At 70.4% G+C, this 21,113-nt stretch carries 20 protein-coding genes and 1 tRNA gene; 8 read left to right on the top strand and 13 right to left on the bottom strand.

Annotated elements, in window-relative coordinates; genetic code table 11:
• Positions 1–102: 102 nt before the first annotated feature.
• From ACWC97_RS04000 to ACWC97_RS03980, 5 genes are all read right to left on the bottom strand, one after another.
• Positions 103–1,560 carry a peptidoglycan D,D-transpeptidase FtsI family protein gene (locus ACWC97_RS04000; protein ID WP_450647291.1) on the bottom strand — a complete coding sequence of 486 codons (1,458 nt, stop codon included), beginning with the start codon at positions 1,558–1,560 and terminating at the stop codon, positions 103–105.
• Positions 1,557–2,957 (bottom strand): FtsW/RodA/SpoVE family cell cycle protein, encoded by a 1,401-nt coding sequence (locus ACWC97_RS03995; protein ID WP_385202796.1) that lies wholly within the window; start codon positions 2,955–2,957, stop codon positions 1,557–1,559. Before ACWC97_RS03995 ends, ACWC97_RS04000 begins: the two co-directional genes overlap by 4 nt.
• Before the next feature lie 23 nt (positions 2,958–2,980).
• On the bottom strand, positions 2,981–4,492 hold the full coding sequence (locus ACWC97_RS03990; protein WP_392279787.1) for a PP2C family protein-serine/threonine phosphatase: 1,512 nt from the start codon (positions 4,490–4,492) through the stop codon (positions 2,981–2,983).
• Positions 4,493–4,621: 129 nt separating this feature from the next.
• Complete coding sequence (locus ACWC97_RS03985) at positions 4,622–5,137, bottom strand: FHA domain-containing protein FhaB/FipA (protein WP_352274078.1); 516 nt, start codon at positions 5,135–5,137, stop codon at positions 4,622–4,624.
• Between the two features lie 10 nt (positions 5,138–5,147).
• A complete protein-coding gene (locus tag ACWC97_RS03980) occupies positions 5,148–6,005 on the bottom strand; it encodes a DUF3662 and FHA domain-containing protein (protein WP_352274079.1) in 858 nt (285 codons plus the stop codon).
• A 316-nt stretch (positions 6,006–6,321) separates the two neighbouring features.
• On the opposite strand from ACWC97_RS03980, the gene ACWC97_RS03975 reads away from it, so the two are divergent.
• Positions 6,322–6,404, top strand: a tRNA-Leu gene (locus ACWC97_RS03975).
• A gap of 229 nt (positions 6,405–6,633) precedes the next feature.
• Here the strand turns inward: ACWC97_RS03975 and ACWC97_RS03970 are convergent.
• Complete coding sequence (locus ACWC97_RS03970) at positions 6,634–7,080, bottom strand: MarR family winged helix-turn-helix transcriptional regulator (RefSeq protein WP_352274080.1); 447 nt, start codon at positions 7,078–7,080, stop codon at positions 6,634–6,636.
• A gap of 88 nt (positions 7,081–7,168) precedes the next feature.
• On the opposite strand from ACWC97_RS03970, the gene ACWC97_RS03965 reads away from it, so the two are divergent.
• The 4 genes from ACWC97_RS03965 to ACWC97_RS03950 all read left to right on the top strand — a co-directional run bounded on the left by ACWC97_RS03965 (position 7,169) and on the right by ACWC97_RS03950 (position 11,378).
• Positions 7,169–8,281, top strand: coding sequence for a hypothetical protein (locus ACWC97_RS03965; protein ID WP_450647287.1), 1,113 nt, complete (start codon positions 7,169–7,171; stop codon positions 8,279–8,281).
• A 164-nt stretch (positions 8,282–8,445) separates the two neighbouring features.
• On the top strand, positions 8,446–9,906 hold the full coding sequence (locus tag ACWC97_RS03960; protein ID WP_450647285.1) for a DUF2252 domain-containing protein: 1,461 nt from the start codon (positions 8,446–8,448) through the stop codon (positions 9,904–9,906).
• 58 nt (positions 9,907–9,964) lie between these two features.
• Positions 9,965–10,987 carry a J domain-containing protein gene (locus ACWC97_RS03955; RefSeq protein WP_352274083.1) on the top strand — a complete coding sequence of 341 codons (1,023 nt, stop codon included), beginning with the start codon at positions 9,965–9,967 and terminating at the stop codon, positions 10,985–10,987.
• A gap of 46 nt (positions 10,988–11,033) precedes the next feature.
• A complete protein-coding gene (locus ACWC97_RS03950; protein WP_352274084.1) occupies positions 11,034–11,378 on the top strand; it encodes a rhodanese-like domain-containing protein in 345 nt (114 codons plus the stop codon).
• A 116-nt stretch (positions 11,379–11,494) separates the two neighbouring features.
• On the opposite strand, the gene ACWC97_RS03945 is transcribed toward ACWC97_RS03950, so the two are convergent.
• The 6 genes from ACWC97_RS03945 to paaA form a co-directional block, all read right to left on the bottom strand.
• Complete coding sequence (locus ACWC97_RS03945) at positions 11,495–12,679, bottom strand: acyl-CoA dehydrogenase family protein (RefSeq protein WP_450647283.1); 1,185 nt, start codon at positions 12,677–12,679, stop codon at positions 11,495–11,497.
• 93 nt (positions 12,680–12,772) lie between these two features.
• On the bottom strand, positions 12,773–13,831 hold the full coding sequence (locus tag ACWC97_RS03940) for a 2Fe-2S iron-sulfur cluster-binding protein (RefSeq protein ID WP_450647281.1): 1,059 nt from the start codon (positions 13,829–13,831) through the stop codon (positions 12,773–12,775).
• The gene (gene paaD / locus ACWC97_RS03935; RefSeq protein ID WP_392279782.1) at positions 13,832–14,335 is read right to left on the bottom strand and encodes a 1,2-phenylacetyl-CoA epoxidase subunit PaaD; all 504 of its coding nucleotides are present in this window, start codon (positions 14,333–14,335) and stop codon (positions 13,832–13,834) included.
• Positions 14,329–15,030 carry a 1,2-phenylacetyl-CoA epoxidase subunit PaaC gene (paaC, locus tag ACWC97_RS03930; RefSeq protein ID WP_352274088.1) on the bottom strand — a complete coding sequence of 234 codons (702 nt, stop codon included), beginning with the start codon at positions 15,028–15,030 and terminating at the stop codon, positions 14,329–14,331. The genes paaD and paaC overlap by 7 nt, the downstream gene beginning before the upstream one ends.
• Positions 15,027–15,317, bottom strand: coding sequence for a 1,2-phenylacetyl-CoA epoxidase subunit PaaB (gene paaB, locus ACWC97_RS03925; RefSeq protein ID WP_352274089.1), 291 nt, complete (start codon positions 15,315–15,317; stop codon positions 15,027–15,029). Before paaB ends, paaC begins: the two co-directional genes overlap by 4 nt.
• Complete coding sequence (paaA, locus tag ACWC97_RS03920) at positions 15,314–16,348, bottom strand: 1,2-phenylacetyl-CoA epoxidase subunit PaaA (RefSeq protein ID WP_450647278.1); 1,035 nt, start codon at positions 16,346–16,348, stop codon at positions 15,314–15,316. The genes paaB and paaA overlap by 4 nt, the downstream gene beginning before the upstream one ends.
• A 115-nt stretch (positions 16,349–16,463) precedes the next feature.
• Between paaA and ACWC97_RS03915 the strand changes: the two genes are divergently transcribed.
• The 3 genes from ACWC97_RS03915 to ACWC97_RS03905 are packed head-to-tail and all read left to right on the top strand — an operon-like array spanning position 16,464 to position 19,221.
• Positions 16,464–17,225 (top strand): DUF5819 family protein, encoded by a 762-nt coding sequence (locus tag ACWC97_RS03915; protein WP_352274091.1) that lies wholly within the window; start codon positions 16,464–16,466, stop codon positions 17,223–17,225.
• A complete protein-coding gene (locus ACWC97_RS03910) occupies positions 17,222–18,535 on the top strand; it encodes an HTTM domain-containing protein (protein WP_352274092.1) in 1,314 nt (437 codons plus the stop codon). Before ACWC97_RS03915 ends, ACWC97_RS03910 begins: the two co-directional genes overlap by 4 nt.
• Entirely contained in the window at positions 18,532–19,221 is a 690-nt protein-coding gene (locus tag ACWC97_RS03905) for a TrmH family RNA methyltransferase (protein WP_352274093.1), read from the top strand. The genes ACWC97_RS03910 and ACWC97_RS03905 overlap by 4 nt, the downstream gene beginning before the upstream one ends.
• A 164-nt stretch (positions 19,222–19,385) precedes the next feature.
• On the opposite strand, the gene paaN is transcribed toward ACWC97_RS03905, so the two are convergent.
• A complete protein-coding gene (gene paaN, locus ACWC97_RS03900; RefSeq protein ID WP_450647276.1) occupies positions 19,386–21,086 on the bottom strand; it encodes a phenylacetic acid degradation protein PaaN in 1,701 nt (566 codons plus the stop codon).
• Positions 21,087–21,113 lie beyond the last annotated feature (27 nt).

Genomic DNA, 21,113 nt, shown 5'->3' with positions numbered 1-21,113 from the left:
CGCATACGCTACCGGCCGCGGGCTACCTGATCGGCCCGTAGTCCGGACCTGATACCCGACCGGTATCCCCATGTGCAGATGTGGCACCCGATGTGACGGGCATCACCGCTTGCTGTCGATGACCGCCTTCATGACGTCCCGCGCGATCGGGGCGGCGAGGCCGCCACCGGAGATGTCGTCCCGGCCCGCCTGGCTGTCCTCGACGACGACGGCGACGGCGACCGGGGAGCCGCTGTCGGTCTTGGCGTAGGAGATGAACCAGGCGTACGGCTTCTCACTGTTGTTCAGACCGTGCTGGGCCGTACCGGTCTTGCCGCCTACGGTGACGCCGTTGATCTGCGCGTTGGTTCCCGTGCCGGTCTTGACCACGGTCTCCATGATCTGCTGGAGCTTCTGCGCGTTCTCACCGCTGAGGGGCTGGCTGAACTGTTCCTTCTCGTGGGTGTAGATCGCGTCGAGGCTGGGGGTCTGGCGCTCGGCGACCATGTACGGCTGCATCAGCTTGCCGTCGTTGGCGATGGCCGTGGCGACCATGGCCATCTGGAGCGGGGTCGCGCGGTTGGACGCCTGGCCGATGCCAGCCATGGCGTTCTGCGGACGGTTGTCCTTGGGGTAGGCGCTGGCGTCGGCGCGGACCGGGATGAAGATCTCCTGGTTGAAGCCGAACTTCGCGGCCTCCGCCATCATCTTCTCGTTGCCGAGGTCATCGCTGATCTTGCCGAAGACGGTGTTGCAGGACCACCGCAGGGCTTCCCGGAGCGAGGCGTTCTTGCAGGGGATGTTGCCCTCGTTGGGCAGGTCCTGGGTGCTCAGCGGGAGCCGCCAGGGCAGCGGCGAGTCCGTCGGTTCGTCGACGTTGCTGTACAGCCCGTTCTCCAGGGCCGCGGCGGCGGTGACGACCTTGAAGGTCGAGCCGGGCGGGTAGGTCTCGCGCAATGCCCGGTTGAGCATCGGCTTGTCCTTGTCGTTCAGGAGCTTCTGGCGGGCTTCGGAGTCCTTGAAGGAGTTCCCGGCGAAGACCGAGGGGTCGTACGACGGGGTGCTCACCAGGGCCAGGACGGCGCCGGTCTGCGGGTCGAGCGCGGCGACGGCGCCCTTCTTGCTGCCGAGTCCCTTGAAGGCGGCCTTCTGGGCGGCGCTGTTCAGCGTGGTGACGATGTTGCCGCCCTGCTTCTTCCCGCCGGTGAACATCGACAGGGTGCGGTTGAAGAAGAGCTGGTCGTCGTTGCCGGTGAGGATGCCGTCCTCGATCTTCTCCAGCTGCGAGGCGTCGAACGCCTGCGAGGCGTAGCCGGTGACGGGGGCCCACATGGGGCCGTTCTTCCAGACCCGCTTGTACTTGAAGTCGCTGTCCTTGGTCTCGACGGAGCCCGTGACGGACTTGCCGTCGACGATGATGTTGCCGCGCTCGTGGGCGTAGCGCTCGATCTGTACGCGGCGGTTGTGCTCGTTGCCGTTCAGCTCGTCGGCGCGGACGTACTGGAGCCAGTTGGTGCGGACCAGGAGTGCGAGGACGAGCACCCCGCAGAAGATCGCGATCCGGCGCAGGGGCTTGTTCACGGTCGGACCACCTGGGTCATTTCGGCGTCGGGTGAGGGGGCGGGAGCCGGGGCGGGCCGCCGGGCGGTGTCGCTGATGCGGAGCAGGATGCCGACCAGGGCCCAGTTCGCGATCACGGACGACCCGCCTGCCGCGACGAACGGCATGGTCATACCGGTCAGCGGGATGAGCCCCATGACACCGCCGGCGACGACGAACACCTGGATGGCGAAAGAGCCGGAGAGCCCGATCGCGAGGAGCTTGCCGAAGGGGTCACGGGCGGCGAGGGCCGTGCGGATACCGCGCTCGACGATCAATCCGTAGACGAGCAGGATGGCCATCATCCCGGCCAGGCCCAGCTCTTCGCCGACGGTGGCGAGGATGAAGTCGGAGTTGGCGGCGAAGCCGATCAGGTCGGAGTTGCCCTGGCCGAGCCCGGTACCGAGGGTGCCACCGGAGCCGAAGGCCATGAGGGACTTGGCCATCTGCTCGCTGGCGGCCAGCTTGCCCCAGCCGTCGAACGGGTCGAGCCAGGCGGTCACACGCTGCTGAACGTGGGGTTCGAAGGCCGCGACGCCCACGGCGCCCGCCGCGGACATCAGCAGACCGAAGACGATCCAGCTGGTGCGCTCGGTGGCCACGTACAGCATGACGACGAACATGCCGAAGAACAGCAGCGACGAACCGAGGTCGGTCTCGAAGACCAGGATCAGGATGGAGAAGGCCCAGACCATGAGGATCGGACCGAGGTCACGGCCGCGAGGAAGATACAGCCCCATGAAGCGGCGGCTGGCCAGGGCCAGCGCGTCCCGCTTCACCATGAGGTAGCCGGCGAAGAACACCGCGATGATGATCTTGGCGAATTCTCCGGGCTGGATCGTGCCGACACCGGGGATCTTGATCCAGATCTTGGCGCCGTTCACGGCGGGGAAGAACATCGGCAGGATCAGCAGGAACAGCGCCACCAGCATGGAAATGTAGGTGTAGCGCTGCAGGATGCGGTGGTCCTTGAGCAGCAGCAGGACGCCCACCAGGAGCGCGACGCCCACGGCCGAGAAGAGCAGCTGCTTGGAGGCGGCGGGAGCGAAGTCACGGGTCGCCTGGAACCTCGGGGACTGGTCCAGCCGCCAGATGATGGCCAGCCCCAGTCCGTTCAGCAGGGTCGCCAGCGGCAACAGCAAGGGGTCCGCGTAGGGAGCGAACTTACGGACGGCGAGGTGGCCGATGCCGCCCAGGAGAGCAAGGCCGAGCCCGTATCCGAGCATGCCCGAAGGGAGCTTGCCGTTGAGGGCGAGCCCGACATTGGCGTAGGCGAACACCGAGATGGCGATGGCGAAGGCCATCAACATCAGTTCGGTGTTGCGGCGGCTCGGTGCGTCGATCGCGCCGATCGTGGTCGTATTGGTGACAACGCTCATGGTGCTGAAGGCCCCCTACGGCTTTACTGCTTACCGCACTGCGGGACCAGCTTTTTCTCTTCCTCCGAGAGGCTGGGACCAGGAGTGGGAGTCGTGGTGGTCGGCTTGGTCTTGGTGTCCTTGGACGTGGAGGACGTCTTGGGGGCGTTCGCGTCGATGCCTCCGGACTTCTCCGGGTCCGGGCGGGCGTCGCTCTCCGCCGCCGCGCGCCGCTGGGCGTCCTTCTTGCAGGCGGATGCCTGGATCCCGAGTTCGCTGATCTTCTCGCGGGCCGCGGCCAGGTCGCCCTCGGCGATCGTCGCCTCGACCTGCTTGCGCTGGTAGGGCGGGAGGTACTTGAGTTCGATCTCGGGGTGGTCCTTCTCGACCTTCGACAGCGAGACCCACGCCAGGTCCTGGCTGAGGCCGCGGAACAGCGCGACGTGCTCCTTGTTGGCGCCCACGTAGAACTGGTTCTGCGTCCAGCGGTAGCCGCCGTAGACGCCACCGCCGACGACGGCCAGCGCCAGCACGGTGTAGAGGGAGCGCTTGAGCCACTTGCGGCCGCCACCGGGCTTGACGAAGTCGTCGTCGGTGTACGAGTCGAAGGAGCCCTCCGGCATCCCGCCGTACGCGTCGGCGTCACCGCTGCCGGGCGGGCCGAAGCCCCCCGGCGGCGGCGCCACGGGGCGGCCGAGGCCGGCCGCGCGTCCGGCGGGGGTCTGCATGGCGGCCGTGCTCTCGGCGGCGGCCATCTGCGCGGCCTGGTTCTCCGCGACCGCGCCGACGACGACGGGGGTGTCGTTGAACTGCGAGGCCATGGTGTCGTTGCTGTCGACGTCGAGGACGTCGGCGACGATGCAGGTGATGTTGTCGGGGCCACCGCCGCGCAGGGCGAGCTGGATCAGCTCCTGGATGGTCTCCTGAGGGCCCTGGTAGCTGGCGAGCGTCTCCTCCAGGGTCTGGTGGGAGACGACGCCGGACAGCCCATCGGAGCAGATCAGGTAGCGGTCGCCGACCCGGACCTCGCGGATGGAGAGATCGGGCTCGACGCGGTCGCCGCTGCCGAGCGCGCGCATCAGCAGGGCGCGCTGCGGGTGGGTGGTGGCCTCTTCCTCGGTGATCCGGCCCTCGTCGACCAGCCGCTGCACCCAGGTGTGGTCCTGGGTGATCTGGGTGAGGACGCCGTCACGGAGGAGGTACGCGCGGGAGTCGCCGACGTGGACCATGCCGAGGCGCTGGCCGGTCCAGAGGAGGGCGGTGAGCGTGGTGCCCATGCCCTCCAGCTGGGGGTCCTCCTCGACCATCACACGAAGCTGGTCGTTGGCCCGCTGGACCGCCGTACCGAGCGAGGTGAGGATGTCCGAGCCGGGGACGTCGTCGTCGAGCTGGACGAGGGTGGAGATGACCTCGGAGCTGGCGACCTCACCGGCCGCCTGTCCGCCCATGCCGTCGGCGATGGCGAGGAGGCGGGGACCGGCGTAACCGGAGTCCTCGTTGCCCTCCCGGATCATGCCCTTGTGCGATCCGGCGGCGAAGCGCAGGGAAAGACTCATGCCCACCTCGCCCGTCGGCTCCGGGTACAGCCGGTCCTGAGCCACACTGCCCACCCTCCGGTCGGGAGCCGGACGGAGTCCGATGCCCGGACTGCCGCGGCTCGCTCGCTCCGCTCGCTCATTGTCGTACTACTTCCGCAGCTCGATGACGGTCTTGCCGATCCGGATCGGCGCACCCAGCGGAACGGGCGTCGGGGTGGTGAGGCGGGTCCGGTCGAGATACGTGCCGTTGGTGGACCCGAGATCCTCGACGATCCACTGGCCGTCACGGTCGGGGTAGATCCTGGCATGCCTGCTGGACGCGTAGTCGTCGTCCAGCACGATCGTCGAATCGTGCGCCCGGCCCAGCGTGATCGTCTGGCCCTGGAGCGCCACCGTGGTGCCGGTGAGGCTCCCCTCGGAGACGACCAGCTTGGTGGGCGCCCCCCGGCGCTGGCGGCCGGACTGCTGGCGCTGCTGCGGCGGCGCGGCGGTGTTCTGGCGCGCCTGCGCCGGCCGTGCGTCGCTCGCGGTGCGGCGTGAGCCGCGCTGCGTGACACGCGTTCCGAACAGATCGCTGCGGATGACCTGTACGGCCACGATCACGAATAGCCACAGAACAGCCAGGAAACCTAGCCGCATGACCGTCAGGGTCAGCTCTGACATTGCCCCCGCTTCACCCTTCGGCTTGCCGGTAAACGATGGTGGTGCTGCCCACGACGATCCGCGAGCCGTCGCGGAGCGTAGCGCGGGTGGTGTGCTGCCCGTCTACCACGATGCCGTTGGTAGACCCGAGATCCTGGATCGTCGAGGGCGTTCCGGTCCGGATCTCACAGTGCCGACGCGATACGCCGGGGTCGTCGATCCGCACGTCGGCGTCGGTGCTGCGGCCCAGCACCAGCGTCGGGCGGGAGATCTGATGGCGGGTGCCGTTGATCTCGATCCAGCGTCGCACCTGCGCGTTGGGCAGGGGGCTGGGCCCGGCCGGCGGGTGCCGGTCGGTGCTGGGCGCTCCGGGCCTGGCGCCCGGGGGCGGGCCGGGGGGCATGGGCGGGGGAGAGCTGGGCGGGTAGCCGTAGCCGCCGCCGGGCGGCTGCGGACGGGCCGGTCCCGGATGGGGCGGCTGGCCCTGCGCGCCCTGGGAGGGCTGCTGCGACGAACTCGACGCCAGGGTGCGGCTGCGCACCCGGTAGAGCCCGGTGTCGAGATCGTCGGCCTTCTCCAGGTGGACCTTGATGGGGCCCATGAAGGTGTACCGCTGCTGCTTCGCGTAGTCGCGGACCAGCCCGGAGAGCTCGTCGCCCAACTGCCCGGAGTACGGGCTGAGTCGCTCGTAGTCGGGTGTGCTGAGTTCGACGATGAAGTCGTTGGGGACGACGGTCCGCTCGCGGTTCCAGATCGTCGCGTTGTTGTCGCACTCGCGCTGGAGGGCGCCGGCGATCTCGACCGGCTGGACCTCGGACTTGAAGACCTTGGCGAAGGTGCCGTTGACCAGACCCTCGAGACGCTGCTCGAAACGCTTCATGACTCCCATGGGGCACCTCCTCCGTCGTAGTCGTCCCTGTACTGCTTACTGATCGTATCCACGCGTCGGGAAATCGGCTGGTTCCCCTTGTCTGCCCTGTGGATGAGTGTCACCTCTCACACGGATCGTAGAGGCGGCCTCCTCACAGTGTCCCGCACGCGGGGTGCACACAGGAGGAGTGGGGGCGGCCGCCCGGCGTTCCCGCTTCCCTTCAGTCGACCGGTGAAACAACGGATGTGAATCCACCCTGCATAGCGTGCTAATCTTCCGGATGTCGCCAGGCAAGCGCACCGAAACGGTGAAGGAGCCCGGAAACACCACTCTTGCGCGAGTGGCGGAACGGCAGACGCGCTGGCTTCAGGTGCCAGTGTCCTTAGGGACGTGGGGGTTCAAATCCCCCCTCGCGCACAAGAGAGAAGCCCCACAGGCCCAACGGTCTGTGGGGCTTCTTCGTTCCCGGCTTGGTATGCGACTTGGTTCGCGACTCGATGCGCTGCCTCGCTTCCGGCTTTGCTTTCCGGGTTGGTTCGCGGACCGGTTCCGACTCCGGCTTCTCTCCGGACGTTTCACGTGAAACGTCTGGTTCGGACCCCCTGCGGTAGTTGGCGAACTCTGCGAACTCTGCGGTCTCTGCGGCCTACGCGGTGGTGTCGCCGACCGTGTTGTAGCGGAGCAGGTACTCCGCGAACCGCGCGAGATCTTCCTCCGACCAGTCCGCGAGGCGTTCGCGGTAGGCGGTGCGGCGGCTGGCGTGGGTGGAGGCAAGGACCCGGGTTCCGGCCTCGGTGGGGTGCAGTACCTGGATCCGGTGGTCGTCCGGGTCCGGGTGGCGCTCGACCAGGCCCAGTTTCTCCAGGGTGCCGACCTGTCGGCTGACCGTTGATTTGTCCAGCATGTAGTGGGCGGCCAGATCCGTCGCGCGGCAGCCGTTTCGATCCTCGATGTGTGCCAGCAGGGTGTACGAGACCAGAGGAAGCTCCGGGTGGAGGCGGGCCGCCGTGGCGCGTGCGCGGCGTGCGAAAGCCGTCAGCTCGCGCTGGATGACGTCCAGTGATGCTTCACGTTCCTCGGGTGTGTCCGGCACGCTCCGGCCTCCGTCTCGCTCTCCCTGATGCTGGTTGTATAGTACAACGAGTTTGGAGTTGTAAAAGACAACTATTGGAGTGTTCTGGATGTCCGCAAGTCCGGAAGGAGCCCCCGGCTCCACCGCCGCCGCTCTCCGCCATGTGCTGGGGCATTTCGTCACACCGCTGCTGATGTGCATCGGTATGGGGCTGGCCTATCTCGGGGCCTTCCATGCCCCGGAGCCGCACGATCTCCGGGTGGACGTCGTCGGGTCGGGGGCGAGGGCCCAGGTGCTCGCGCAGAACCTCCAGGACAGGAGCGACGGGGCGCTGAGCGTGCGGACCGTTCCGGACCGCGCCACCGCCGCGGATCACCTGAGGACGCAGACGAGTTACGGTGCCTACCTGCCGGGCCGCCGCCCCGAGCTGCTGGTGGCGAGCGCGTCCTCCGACACCAGCGCCACGGTGGTGGAGAAGGTCTTCACCAAGGTCGCGGCGGAGCGGGGCGCCCCTCTGAAGGTGACGGACACGGCGCCGACCGCGGACGGCGATCCGACCGGCCAGGGCATCTTCTTCCTCCTGGTCGCGCTGAGCATCGGCTCGTACGCGTCGGTCGCGGTCATCGGGGGCGCGGGGGCCGTGCTGGCGCTGCGGATCAGGGCCGCACTGGCCGTTGTCACGTCGTTCGTGGTGAGCGTGATCGGCGTGGTGTTCGCGGGGCCGCTGTTCGGGCTGGTGGACCAGGGGCTCGGTGGTCTGTGGGCGATGGCCTGGCTCTACTCCGCGGGCATCCTGCTGATCGGCGTCGGACTGCACACCTTCCTCAAGCGGTGGACGACGCTGGGGCTGATGGTGCTGTTCGTGATGCTCAACTTCACCAGCTCCGGGGGCATCTTCCGGCCCGAACTGCAGCCGGGCTTCTTCGCTTCCCTGCACTCCTTCTGGAACGGGGCGGGCTTCGTCGAGGGGGTGCGCAGCCATGTGTACTTCGAGGGACACGGGCTCGGCGGGCATGTGCTGGTGCTCGGACTCTGGCTCGTGGTGGGCCTGGTGATGGTGGGACTCGCGGGAATGGCCGAATCGAAGCGGCGGAAGGCCGGTGCCCTCGCTGGTACTGGTGCTGCCGCTGGTGCTTGGGCGGCAGGAGTGGCCAAGGGGGCTGCGGGGACTGCCGGGAGTGAAGAGGTCGAGGAGGAGCTGGAGGAGGCCGTCGGCGTCTGACGGCGACGGTTCCTGACCGGGACCGGGGCGTTGTCCACAGGCGGTCGGACAGGTTTTCCACAGGGGCGAGCGGCTTTCGGCGGGCGGGGGTACCTTCGTCGGAATTGATCTGCGACAGGCATTCGGCCAGGAGCGCAGGTGGGTACGGGGGGAGGCTGCGCGCCATGGGCGACAGCGGGATGGCGGTGCCGGTCCGGCGGGCGGGGGCAGGGGATTCGCGTATCCCGGCCGTGCCCGGATTCGCGCGACGGGCGGCCGGGCCGGGCCGGGCGGGAGACGGCGCGGCGCGGTTGCCGAAGGACGCGGGCAAGGCGCTGCGCGGGCAGGTGCCCCGGTCCTCGCACGCGGACCTGGACCTGCCGGCCGGGCGGTCGGACGCGGTGCGGGCGGTGGAGGAGTCGAGCCGGGACAGGGTGCCCGAGCTCACCCCGATCCGGGTGGGGCGGATGGCGGCCACGCCCTTCGCCTTTCTGCGGGGCTCGGCCGGTCTGATGGCTCACGACCTGGTGGGCACGCCCGTCAGCGGGGTCGGTGCGCAGCTCTGCGGCGACGCGCACGCGGCCAATTTCGGGCTGTACGGCGATGCGCGGGGCAGCTTGGTCATCGATCTGAACGATTTCGACGAGACCGTTTTCGGCCCCTGGGAATGGGACCTGAAGCGTCTGGCCACCTCGTTGGTGCTCGCGGGGCGTGAGGCCGGGGCGGACGAGGAGACCTGTCGGCGGGGCGCGTACGACGCGGTGGGGGCGTACCGGCGGACGATGCGGCTGCTGGCCAAGCTGCCCGCGCTCGACTCCTGGAACGCCATCGCGGACGAGGAACTGGTCTCGCACACGGACGCGCGGGACCTCCTCGGCACTCTGGAGCGGGTCTCGGAGAAGGCCCGGAAGAACACGAGCGCCCGTTTCGCGGCGAAGTCCACGGAGGAGTCCGTCGACGGCGGCCGCCGCTTCGTCGACGCACCGCCGGTGCTGCGGCGGGTGTCGGACGGCGAGGCCGCCGCGGTCGCGTCCGCGCTGGGCGAGTACGTGGGCACGGTCTCGGAGGACCTGGTCCCGCTTCTCGCCCGGTACGCGATACAGGACGTGGCGTTCCGGGTGGTCGGCACGGGGAGCGTCGGCACCCGGTCGTACGTGGTGCTCCTGCTCGATCACCGGGGCGAGCCGTTGGTGCTTCAGGTGAAGGAGGCGCGGCGGTCCGTGCTGGCGCCGTACTTGCCGGCTGTCGGCTTCGAAGTGCCCCGGTCGGTGCACGAGGGGCGCCGGGTGGTGCTCGGGCAGAAGCGGATGCAGGTCGTCAGCGACATCCTGCTGGGCTGGGCCACGGTGGACGGACGCCCGTTCCAGGTACGGCAGTTCAGGAACCGCAAGGGGAGCGTCGACCCGGCCGCGCTGGCGGCCGACCAGGTCGACGACTACGGCCGGATGACGGGGGCGCTGCTGGCGCGGGCCCATGCGCACAGCGCCGATCCGCGGCTGATCGCGGGCTACTGCGGCAAGAACGACGAGCTGGACGAGGCGGTGGCTGCGTTCGCGGTGACCTACGCGGACCGTACGGAGGCGGATCACGCGGAGTTGGTACGGGCGATAGGTTCCGGGCGAATAGCCGCCGAGCTGGGCGTTTGAGCCGCGCCGGACCGACCGGGCGTACGGGGGAGGCGGGCCGGGGCCATACGCTGGACGGGTGACCCACGAAGCCGCCGGGGTGCCGACCTCCCCGAACGACGATGGCCGGAACGACGACGACCGGCAGGACGAGCCGTTCGAGCAGGACGGTGGGCCGGCCGCTGCCGGTCCCCGGCCTGATGCCGAGGACGGGAGCGCCGGGACCGGAGACGCGGATGCCGGTGGTGCGGATGCCGGTGGTGCGGATACCGGTGCTGCGGGCGCCGGTGGCGCGGATGCCGGCAGTGCGGGCGCCCGGGCCGAGGAGGAGCAGCCCGAGGCCCGTCTGGCGAGGGCGGTGCGGGCGGCGGAGCAGGCGCTGATCGAGTTCGAGATCGCGGTGGAGACCTTCCGGATCGAGGTCGAGAACTTCTCGCGACTGCACCACCAGAAGCTCGGTCCCATGTACACCCGCCTCGACGAGCTCGACGCGCAGATCGCGGAGGCCCGGGCCGCCAGAACGGGCGACCCGGAGGACATCCGCAAGGCGCAGGAGGCCCGTGCGATCGTCATGCCGATGCCCGGTGTCGACGAGTTGTTCCATGACTGGATGGACTCCGACGGGCTCTCCCCCGAGGCCGCGGCGATGCTGACGGAGCAGCCGGTCCGGCCGCCCAAGCGCGTCCGGCCGACCGAGGAGGCACGCAGGCTCTACCGGGACCTGGCCCGCAAGGCCCATCCGGACCTGGCCCAGGACGAGACGGAACGGGCCCGCCGGGACGAGTTCATCGCCCGGGTGAACGCCGCGTACGGCCGGGGCGACGAGGAGCTCCTGGTGGAGCTGGCGAAGGAGTGGGAAGCGGGCCCGGTTCCGCCGGAGAAGGGGTTCGGCGAGAGCGAGGAGCTCTATGCCCGGCTGGACTGGCTGACCCAGCGCAAGGAGCTTCTGACGCTGCTCGCCCAGGAGCTCGAGGAGAGCGCCATCGGGTCCATGCTGCGGATGGCCCCGGACGACCCCGACCGGCTCCTCGACGAGATCGCCGAACAGCTCCTGGGCGAGGTCGCGCAGCGCGAGGCGGAGCTGGCGACACTGGTGCAGTAGCGTTCCGGATGACCCAGGCGCGTACGTACGAGAGAAGGCATGACCCATGAATTTCGCCCCTCTGCCCTCGGTGGAAGCCGCGGCGGTCCCGTCGGACGGCTTCGTGCTGGACGTCCGGGAGGACAACGAGTGGGGCGCCGGGCATGTCGAGGGCGCTCTGCACATCCCGATGAGCGACTTCGTGGCGCGCTTCGGTGAGCTGACCGATGCAGTCGGCGACGGTCGGCGCGTGCATGTGGTGTGCCGGGTCGGCGGCAGGTCGGCGCAGGTCACCCAGTACCTCGTGCAGCAGGGCATCGACGCGGTGAACGTCGACGGCGGGATGCTCGCCTGGGACGGTGCCGGGCGCCCGATGGTCACGGACAACGGCACTCCGGCCTTCGTGCTCTGAGTACGGGGCGCCGGTCCCCGCGCTCCCGCCACGGCGCTCCGGCGTCCCTGCTCCGGGCATGGTGCTTCGGGCCCGCGTTCCGAGTCCCGGGCAGGAGCGCCGGGGCCCCGCCGCCGTCAGCCGAGAAGGTGCGCGGCCAGCAGGTCGCCCAGCGCCTCCTCGTGTGCCGCTGCCGGGCCGAGGGACAGCTCGATCTGCTTCGCCCAGGCGTGGAAGCGGTGCAGCGGGTAGTCGGTGTCCGCACCGAACCCGCCGTGGAGGTGCTGCGCCGTCTGAACGACCCGCCGGACACCGTCCGACGCCCAGATCTTCGCCACCGCGATGTCGCCCTCGGCGGGCAGTGTCCCGTCGGCCCCGGTGGAGATCCGCCAGGCGGCCTGCCAGAGCGTCGCCTCCATGGCCCGCAGGTCGATGTACCGGTCCGCGGCCTGTACCGCGACGGACTGGAACGTCGCCACGGGGAAACCGAACTGCTCGCGCTTCCCGGTGTATTCGCTGGTCATGGCGAGCACGGCCTCACCCAGGCCCAGGGCGAGTGCGCAGGTGCCGGTCGTGAGGAGGGCGCGCAGCCACGCCCAGGCACCGGGGTGGTCCATCAGGGCGCGGCCGGTGATGCGTACCGCCTCCAGCCGGACCTCGGCGAGCCGTTCGCCACTGGTGGAGACCTGCTCGGCCAGGGTGACGCCGTCCTGGCCGGGGCTGATCAGGGCGATGACGGTCCGGCCCTCGGGCGTTTGGGCCGGAACGGCTATCCAGTCCGACGCCTGGGCCCAGGGCACCGCGGTCTGGGTCCCGTCGAGCACCCAGCCCGCATCCGTACCTCCGGTCCGGGCGCCCTCGGTACCGGAGTCGGCCGCCGCGGCCGTCTCCGGGCGGGCCGTGACGGCACGTTCGGCCGGCTCGTGTCCCGAACGGCCGTTGGCGCCGACGGTGAGCACCAGCTCGCCCCGGCCGACCCGGGGCAACAACTCGGCGGCCAGCGAAGGCTCTCCGTACCGCTGGAGCGCCGTCGCGACCGCGCAGGTCTCCAGCAGCGGCACCCGGGCGAGAACCCTGGCGGACTCGCGCAGCACCAGGCAGAGCACGACGGGATCGAGCCCGGCCCCGCCGTGTTCCGGCGACAGGGTGAGGCTCAGCAGATCGCCGGAGGCGAGCCGGGCCCACAGCGGACGGTCGATGTCCTCGGCCACGGCGCCCGGTACGAGAGCGGGGCTGGGGACCCCGTCCGGCGCGACCCCGGCGAAGACCCCGCGCGCCGCCTCCGCGGCCGCCTGCTGCTCCTCGGTGAAGGTGAAGTCCACTGCCCCGGCCTCCCGCTGCCCGATGCCCTGCCTGGATCTGACGGATCGTCAAGATAGAACAGGTTCTACGAGAAGGGAACACGTGGGGAGCGGTCAGCGGTCGAAGTCCAACTCCAGCTCCGGGGTGGCGGGATGCGACTGGCAGGCCAGCACGTAGCCCGCGTCCGTCTCCTCGGGCTCCAGCGCGAAGTTGCGGTCCATCCGCACCTCGCCCGAGACGAGGAAGGCCCGGCAGGTCCCGCACACCCCGCCCTTGCAGGCGTACGGTGCGTCGGCACGGCGGCGCAGCACGGTCTCCAGCAGGGATTCGCCGTCCTCCACCGGCCAGGTGCCGGAGCGGCCGTCCAGGGTGGCGGTGAGTCTGCTGTGGGCGGGCGCCGTGGCCCGGGGCCGGGTGTCCGCGCCCGGACCGTCGTCCACATGGAAGATCTCCTGGTGGACGCGGGTCCGGTCGACGCCCAGGCCGCCCAGCGCCCGCTCCGCCGCCCGGACCAGGCCGAACGGCCCGCAGAGATACCAGCCGTCCACCCCGTCCACCGGGAGCAGGGCGGGCAGCAGAGCGGCGAGGCGGTCCTCGTCCAGTCGGCCGGAGGGCAGCCCGGCCTGCTGCTCCTCCCGGGAGAGGACCGTGACCAACTGGAACCGGTCGGGGTAGCGGTCCTTGAGCTCGGCCACCTCGTCCAGGAACATCGTCGAGAGCGCCGTCCGGTCACTGCGGATCAGGCAGAAGCGGGCTTCGGGCTCCCGCGCCAGCAGCGTGGTGGCGATGGACAGGACCGGCGTGATCCCGCTGCCTCCGACGATCGCCGCGAAGGATCCGGGCCGGGGCGTCAGCACGAAGCGGCCCATCGGGGGCATCGCCTCGACCTCGTCGCCGACGGCGAGTTCCTTCAGGGCGTACGTGGAGAACCTGCCGCCGTCGACCAGCCGGATGCCCACCCGCAGGACCGGCTCGTCCGGCTCCTCGGCGGCCGGGGAGCAGATCGAGTACGAACGGCGGATCTCCTCGCCGTCGGCCGTGTACCGCACGTTGAGGTGTTGGCCCGGCTTGTGGCGGAAGATCTCGCGCGACGCGGGCGGCACGGCGAGGGTGACGGCCACCGAATCGTCCGTGAGCCGTTCGATCGAGCGGACCCGGAGCGGATGGAACATCTACAACTCCTTGAAATGGTCGAACGGTTCGCGGCACGACACGCAGCGGCGCAGTGCCTTGCAGGCGGTGGAGGAGAACCGGCTCAGCAGTTCCGTGTCGGTCGACCCGCAGTGCGGACAGCGGACGGAGAGAGCGAGCGGCACCGGACCGCCGGCGGCGGCCGCTCCGTGGGGGCGCGGGGGCGCGATGCCGAACTCGGCGAGCTTGCGCCGCCCCTCCGCGCTGATGTCGTCCGTGGACCAGGCGGGTGAGAGCACCGTGACCACGGAGACCTCCGGTATGCCGTGGTCGTGCAGCACCCGCTCGATGTCGCAGGACATGGTCTCGATGGCGGGGCAGCCGGTGTAGGTCGGGGTGAGGCGCACGGTGACCCGGCCCGGGGCGACGACCTCCACGCCCCGGAGCACCCCCAGCTCGTCCAGGGTCAGCACGGGCAGCTCGGGGTCGGGGACGGAGCCCGCGAGATGGCGCAGCTCCTCCTCCAGGGGCGTCCCGGTCACCATGACGCCCCCGGGTGGCTGCGGTGCAGATGCTGCATCTCGGCGAGCATGCGGCCGAAGGGCTCGGTGTGGACGCCCTGGCGCCCCGCTCCCGCGGTCCACGCCCCGGACCGGGGGCCCGTGGGCGGGGTCAGCGTGGCCCGCTCCAGCACCGCGGAGACGGATCCCAGCCAGTCGCCGTCGAGCGCCTTCCAGTCGATGTCGATCCCCTCGACCGGCTCGAACAGCTCGCCGGTGAACCGCCACAGGGCGTCCGTGGCGCGCTGCATCCGGGCACGGCTCTCCTCGGTGCCGTCACCGAGCCGGAGCGTCCAGTGCTCCGCGTGGTCCTGGTGGTACGCGACCTCCTTGACGGCCTTGGCCGCCAGTTCGGCGAACGGGCCGTCGCCCGATGCCAGCCGCTCGTACAGCAGCCGCTGGTAGGTGGAGAAGTAGAGCTGGCGGGTGATGGTGTGGGCGAAGTCGCCGTTGGGCTGCTCGACCAGCTGGACGTTGCGGAAGGCCCGCTCCTCGCGCAGATACGCCAGCTCGTCCTCGTCCCCGACCAGGGAGAGGAGCACCCGGGCCTGGCCCAGCAGGTCCAGGGCGATGTTGGCCAGGGCCACCTCCTCCTCCAGCACGGGGGCGTGGCCGGCCCACTCCCCCAGCCGGTGCGAGAGCACCAGCGCGTCGTCGCCCAGGGCGAGGGCCGCGGTCACAGGTGCTTCACCCCTTCCGGGATCTCGTAGAACGTCGGGTGCCGGTACGGCTTGTCGCCGGCGGGCTCGAAGAAGGAGTCCTTCTCGTCCGGCGAGGAGGCCGTGATCTGCGCCGACGGCACCACCCAGAGGGAGACGCCCTCGGAGCGGCGGGTGTACAGATCGCGTGCGTTGCGCAGGGCCATCTCGGCGTCCGGCGCGTGCAGGCTGCCCGCGTGGGTGTGGGAGAGGCCGCGCCGCGAACGCACGAACACCTCCCACAGGGGCCATTCGGTCGAGCTGCTCATGCTGTCGCCTCCCCGTTCACGATGGGACTTCCGGTCCTCACCGCTGTCCGTTCCGGTGCGTGCTTCTCGGCGTGGGCGGCTGCCGCCTCCCGTACCCACGCGCCTTCCTCGTGCGCCCGGCGGCGCTGGCCCAGGCGCTGCTCGTTGCAGGGCCCGTTGCCCTTGAGGACCTCCTGGAACTCGGCCCAGTCGATCGCACCGAAGTCGTGGTGCCCACGCTCCTCGTTCCACCGGAGGTCCGGGTCGGGGAGGGTGAGGCCGAGCGATTCGGCCTGCGGGACGCATATGTCCACGAAGCGCTGCCGGAGCTCGTCGTTGGAGTGACGCTTGATCTTCCAGGCCATCGACTGGGCCGAATGGGCCGACGCGTCGTCCGGCGGGCCGAACATCATCAGGGACGGCCACCACCAGCGGTCCACCGCGTCCTGCGCCATCTCGTGCTGCGCGGGCGTGCCCCGGCTGAGGGCGAGCAGCAGTTCGTACCCCTGGCGCTGGTGGAAGGACTCCTCCTTGCAGATGCGGACCATCGCCCGCGCGTACGGGCCGTAGGAGCAGCGGCACAGCGGCACCTGGTTGGTGATCGCGGCGCCGTCCACGAGCCAGCCGATCGCGCCGACGTCCGCCCAGGTCAGCGTCGGGTAATTGAAGATCGACGAATACCTCTGGCGGCCCGCGTGGAGCTTGTCGAGCAGCTCCCCGCGGCCCGTGCCGAGGGTTTCGGCCGCGCTGTAGAGGTACAGGCCGTGGCCCGCCTCGTCCTGCACTTTGGCCATCAGGATCGCCTTGCGGCGGAGCGAGGGCGCGCGCGTGATCCAGTTGGCCTCCGGCTGCATGCCGATGATCTCGGAGTGGGCGTGCTGGGCGATCTGCCTGACCAGCGAGGCCCGGTACGCGTCGGGCATCCAGTCGCGCGGCTCGATGCGCTCGTCCGCCGCCACCGCGGCGTCGAACGCCGCCTCCAGGGCCTCGTCCGCCCCAGCGGGATTGCCCGCTCCCGCCTGCGCTGTCTGGTCCGCAGCCACTGCCGCCATCCCGGGCTCCCTACCGACCGATCGTTCGGTTCAATGTCTTCAATGGTGGGTCGGCGGCCCGTAGGGTGTCAACCCTGTGGATAACTGACCGGGGATCGACGGGGATCGGGGCGGGATGGATTCGTACGACGGCAGCGGCGCCGCGCGCGGGAACGGGGTCGCCGGTCCGGAACCGGAGCAGCGCGAGAAGGACCCTTCCGACGCAGGTCAGGAGCCTGAACCAGAGCCACTGGGCGGGATGGCCGGCCTCTCCCTCCCGTATCAGATCGTCGCCGCGCTCGCGCTGTCCGTGATCGGGGTGATCGCCTGCGTGCAGCTGGCCATGGTCTTTCTGCACGTCGCCCCCTCCAACACCCTGACCAAGCGGCACGGCGAGGCGGTCGACGAGTGGGTCTATCCCGAGTTCGAGCAGAACTGGAAGCTCTTCGCCCCCAATCCGCTCCAGCAGAACATCGCGGTGCACGTGAGGGCCGAGATAGCCGGTCGCGACGGCGTCCGCACGACCCGCTGGATGAGCCTCTCGGCCGAGGACAGCAAGGCGATCCGCGGCAATCCTCTGCCCAGCCATGTCAATCAGAACGAACTCCGTCGCGGCTGGGACTTCTACCTCAACTCCCACGACAACGAGGACCGGCCCAACGGCCTGCGCGGTGAGCTCTCCGAGCGCTACATCCGCCGCATCGTGATGCTCCGCCTCGACGGACACGACTACGGCGGCCCCGTCCGGCGCATCCAGGTCCGCTCCGAGACCCGGTCGGTCCCGGCGCCCCCGTGGAGCAACGAGAGGATCAGTACCGAACCCTCCTACCGGGTACTGCCGTGGTGGACGGTGACCGACGCGGACCTGCCCGCGAACACCGAGGAGGCGGACAAGTGAGCACGCCCGCCCTCGGCCGCCGGGCCGAGCATCGGATCGCCCGCGCCATCCAGCGCGTCACGTCCACTTCCTTCGGGCCGTACCAGAGCGCCGTCATCCGGATCGGCTTCTCGGCCACCTACCTCTTCTTCCTGCTGCGCGAACTGCCGAACCGCCACGAGTTGTACGGCCCCGACGCCCCCTGGCGCTGGGACATGGCGCAGCAGTTGATCTCCAGTAACCAGGCGTTCTCCGTACTCATGTGGTCGGACAGCACCGTCTGGTTCGAGATCGTCTACGCGGTCACGCTCGTCTCCGCGGCGCTGCTGATGGTCGGCTGGCACACCCGGGCGATGGCGGTCCTGTTCATGGTCGGGGTGCTCTCCGTCCAGAACCGCAGCATCTTCATGGGCGACGGCGGCGACAACGTCATCCACATCATGGCGATCTACCTGGTGCTCACGCGCTGCGCACGGGTCTGGTCGCTGGACGCCCGGCGGGCGGCACGGCAGGAGCGGAAGGCCGCCGAAGCGCGGGGTTCGGACTGGACGGCGGGCGAGACCGAGGGCGTCGAGGCGACGGCGGACGGTCCTCGGCGACCGGCACGGATCCGGGGCGACGTGACCGGTCCGGTCCTGTGGGCCGTGCTCGGCGTGGTGCTGATGGCCGCCGGAGTGACGGACGGGCTCGGCGGCACCTGGTGGCTGCCGACCCTCCTGTGGATCCTGTGGATCGGCGAGGGCGCCTGGTGGTTCGTGAACCGCTACGCGCCGCGGAGCCAGTCGCGCGTCCTGCTCGACGTCATCGCCAACCTCGCCCACAACGCGACCCTCGTCGTGATCATGGCCGAGGTCTGTCTGATCTACTCCACCGCCGGGTGGTACAAGATCCAGGGCTCGCGGTGGCAGGACGGCACGGCGCTGTACTACCCGCTCCAGCTCGACTCCTTCACGCCCTGGCCCTGGCTGTCGGACCTCCTCGCCGCCAACGGCGTCATGGTGATGCTGATCACGTACGGCACGGTCGCCGTCCAGGTCGCGTTCCCGTTCACGCTGTTCAACCGGCGGGTCAAGAACGTGCTGCTCGTCGCCATGATGTGCGAGCACGCCGGTATCGCCCTGCTGCTCGGACTGCCCTTCTTCTCCATGGCGATGATCGCCGCGGACGCCGTCTTCCTGCCGACCGCCTTCCTGCTCTGGGTCGGCTCCCGGGCGGCCCTCGCCCGGCAGCGCCTCTTTCCCGGCAGGGTCGGCGTCCCCGGCCAGCGGCGGGGGGACGAGGGCGAGGAGGCTCCGCAACGCGACGGCGGGGGTCATACGCTCGTCGGGTGAGCAGGAACGAGAGCGGTAGCACGGACGGCAGCGGCGACGCGGAGCCGGCGCAGTACGACGACGGCTTCGGGCCGGAGATCGGCGTCGGGCCGCACCCGCTGCCGTGGCCCGAGGACGAGCGGTACGACCCCGAACTGCTCGCCCACGGCGACCGGCGCAACGTGGGCGACGCCTACCGGTACTGGACGCGGGAGGCGATCGTCGCCGATCTGGACCTGCGGCGGCACGACTTCCATGTGGCGGTCGAGAACTGGGGCCACGACTTCAACATCGGCTCCGTGGTGCGCACGGCGAACGCCTTTCTCGCCAAGGAGATCCACATCGTGGGGCGGCGGCGGTGGAACCGGCGCGGCGCGATGGTCACCGACCGGTACCAGCATGTGCGCCACCACCCCGACACCCGGTCGCTGACCGCGTGGGCGGAGGCCGAGAACCTGCCGATCATCGGCATCGACAACCTGCCGGGGGCGGTCCCGCTGGAGCGGACCGAACTGCCGCGCCGCTGTGTGCTGCTCTTCGGGCAGGAGGGGCCGGGGCTGACCGAGGAGGCCCGGGAACACGCGGCGATGGTGTGCTCGATCGCGCAGTTCGGATCGACGCGGTCGATCAACGCGGGCGCCGCGGCCGCCATCGCCATGCACGCGTGGGTGCAGCGGTACGCGGAGATCCCCGGGGCGGGCGCGTAGCGCTGGTCCGGTCCAGTCCGGCTGGTCACGGGCGACGGGCAGCGCCCAACGGGTCATGGAGCGCGCACCGGCGACGGAGGCGGTGGGGCCGTCCGGGCGTGGTGCTGCGACGTGGCCCCGGGGCGTGTCCGGTCGGGCACGCCCCGGGGTGCCGCTGGGCGTGGTCAGGCCTGGCGGCGGACCTCCACCATGCGGAAGCGGTTGGAGACGAAGGCCCCGTCGCACAGAGCGGCGTTCGCCGCCGGGTTCCCGCCCGAGCCGTGGAAGTCCGAGAAGGCCGCGGTCTGGTTGACGTACACCCCGCCGGTCAGGTTCAGCGACAGCTGGGCCGACTCGTCCAGGCAGACGTCCTCCACCGCGCGCTCCACCTCCGGTGAGGTGGTGTACGCGCCCACCGTCATCGCGCCCCGGTCGCGCACCGTGCGGCGCAGCAGCTCGATCGCGTCGGCCGTCGAGTCGACCGCGACCGCGAAGGCGACCGGGCCGAAGCACTCCGCAAGGTAGTGCTTCTCGTCGTCGGGCTTGGCCGCGTCCAGCCGGACGATGGCGGGGGTGCGGACCACGGCGTCGGGGAACTCCGGGTTGGTCACCTCGCGGGACGCCAGGGCCACCTCGCCCAGCTCCGGAGCCGATTCCAGGCGGGCCTTCACATCGGGGTTGACCAGGGCGCCGAGCAGCGCGTTCGCCCGGGCGTCGTCGCCCAGGAGACCGGTGACCGCGGCGGCGATGTCGGTGACCACCTCGTCGTAGGACTTGTCGCCGGTGTCGGTGGTGATGCCGGTACGGGGGATCAGCAGGTTCTGCGGGGTCGTGCACATCTGGCCGCTGTACAGGGAGAGGGAGAACGCCAGGTTGGACAGCATGCCCCGGTAGTCGTCCGTGGAGTCGACGACGATCGTGTTGACCCCGGCCTTCTCCGTGTAGACCTGGGCCTGGCGGGCGTGGTCCTCCAGCCAGTCGCCGAAGGCGGTGGAACCGGTGTAGTCGATGATCCGGACTTCCGGGCGCAGGGCCAGGCTCTTCGCGATGCCCTCGCCGGGCCGCTCGGTGGCCAGGGCGACCAGGTTGGGGTCGAAGCCCGCCTCGGCGAGCACTTCGCGGGCCACGCGCACGGTGAGCGCGAGCGGGAGCACCGCGCGCGGGTGCGGCTTGACCAGGACGGGGTTGCCGGTCGCCAGCGAGGCGAAGAGACCGGGGTAGCCGTTCCACGTGGGGAAGGTGTTGCAGCCGATCAGGAGCGAGATGCCGCGCGGCGCCGCGGTGAACGTCTTCCGCAGCTGGAGCGGGTCGCGCTTGCCCTGCGGCTTGGACCAGTCGGCGCCCTGCGGCGTGCGGGTCTGCTCCTCGTACGCGTACGCCACCGCCTCCAGGCCGCGGTCCTGGGCGTGCGGGCCGCCCGCCTGGAACGCCATCAGGAACGCCTGGCCGCTGGTGTGCATCACGGCGTGCGCGAACTCGTGGGTCCGGGCGCTGATCCGGGCGATGATCTCCAGGCAGACCAGTGCCCTGCTCTCGGGGCCCGCCGCACGCCAGGCGGGCATGCCGGCGCGCATCGCGGGAAGCAGCGTGTCCGCGTCGGCGTGCGGGTACTCGACGCCGAGCGCCGGCCCGTACGGGGAGACCTCGCTGCCCGTCCAGCCGTCGGTGCCGGGCTGGCCGAGGTCGATCCGGGTGTTCAGCACGGCGTCGAACGCGGCCTTGCCCTCGGCGGCGCTCAGACTGCCGGGCGCGCCCCCGTCCCCGTACGCCTTCGGATGCTCGGGGTGGGGGGACCAGTAGCCACGCGTACGGATCGCGTCGAGGGCCTGGTCGAGCGTGGGGCGGTGCTTCTCGGACAGCAGATGCGGGGAGAGCTCGGCGGCCATGACGGACCAACTCCTCGTCGAGCTGGG

It is taken from the genome of Streptomyces sp. NPDC001108 (assembly GCF_053598535.1).
The sequence above is the reverse complement of the archived record's forward strand: the minus strand, read 5'-3'. Positions and strand labels throughout refer to the sequence as shown.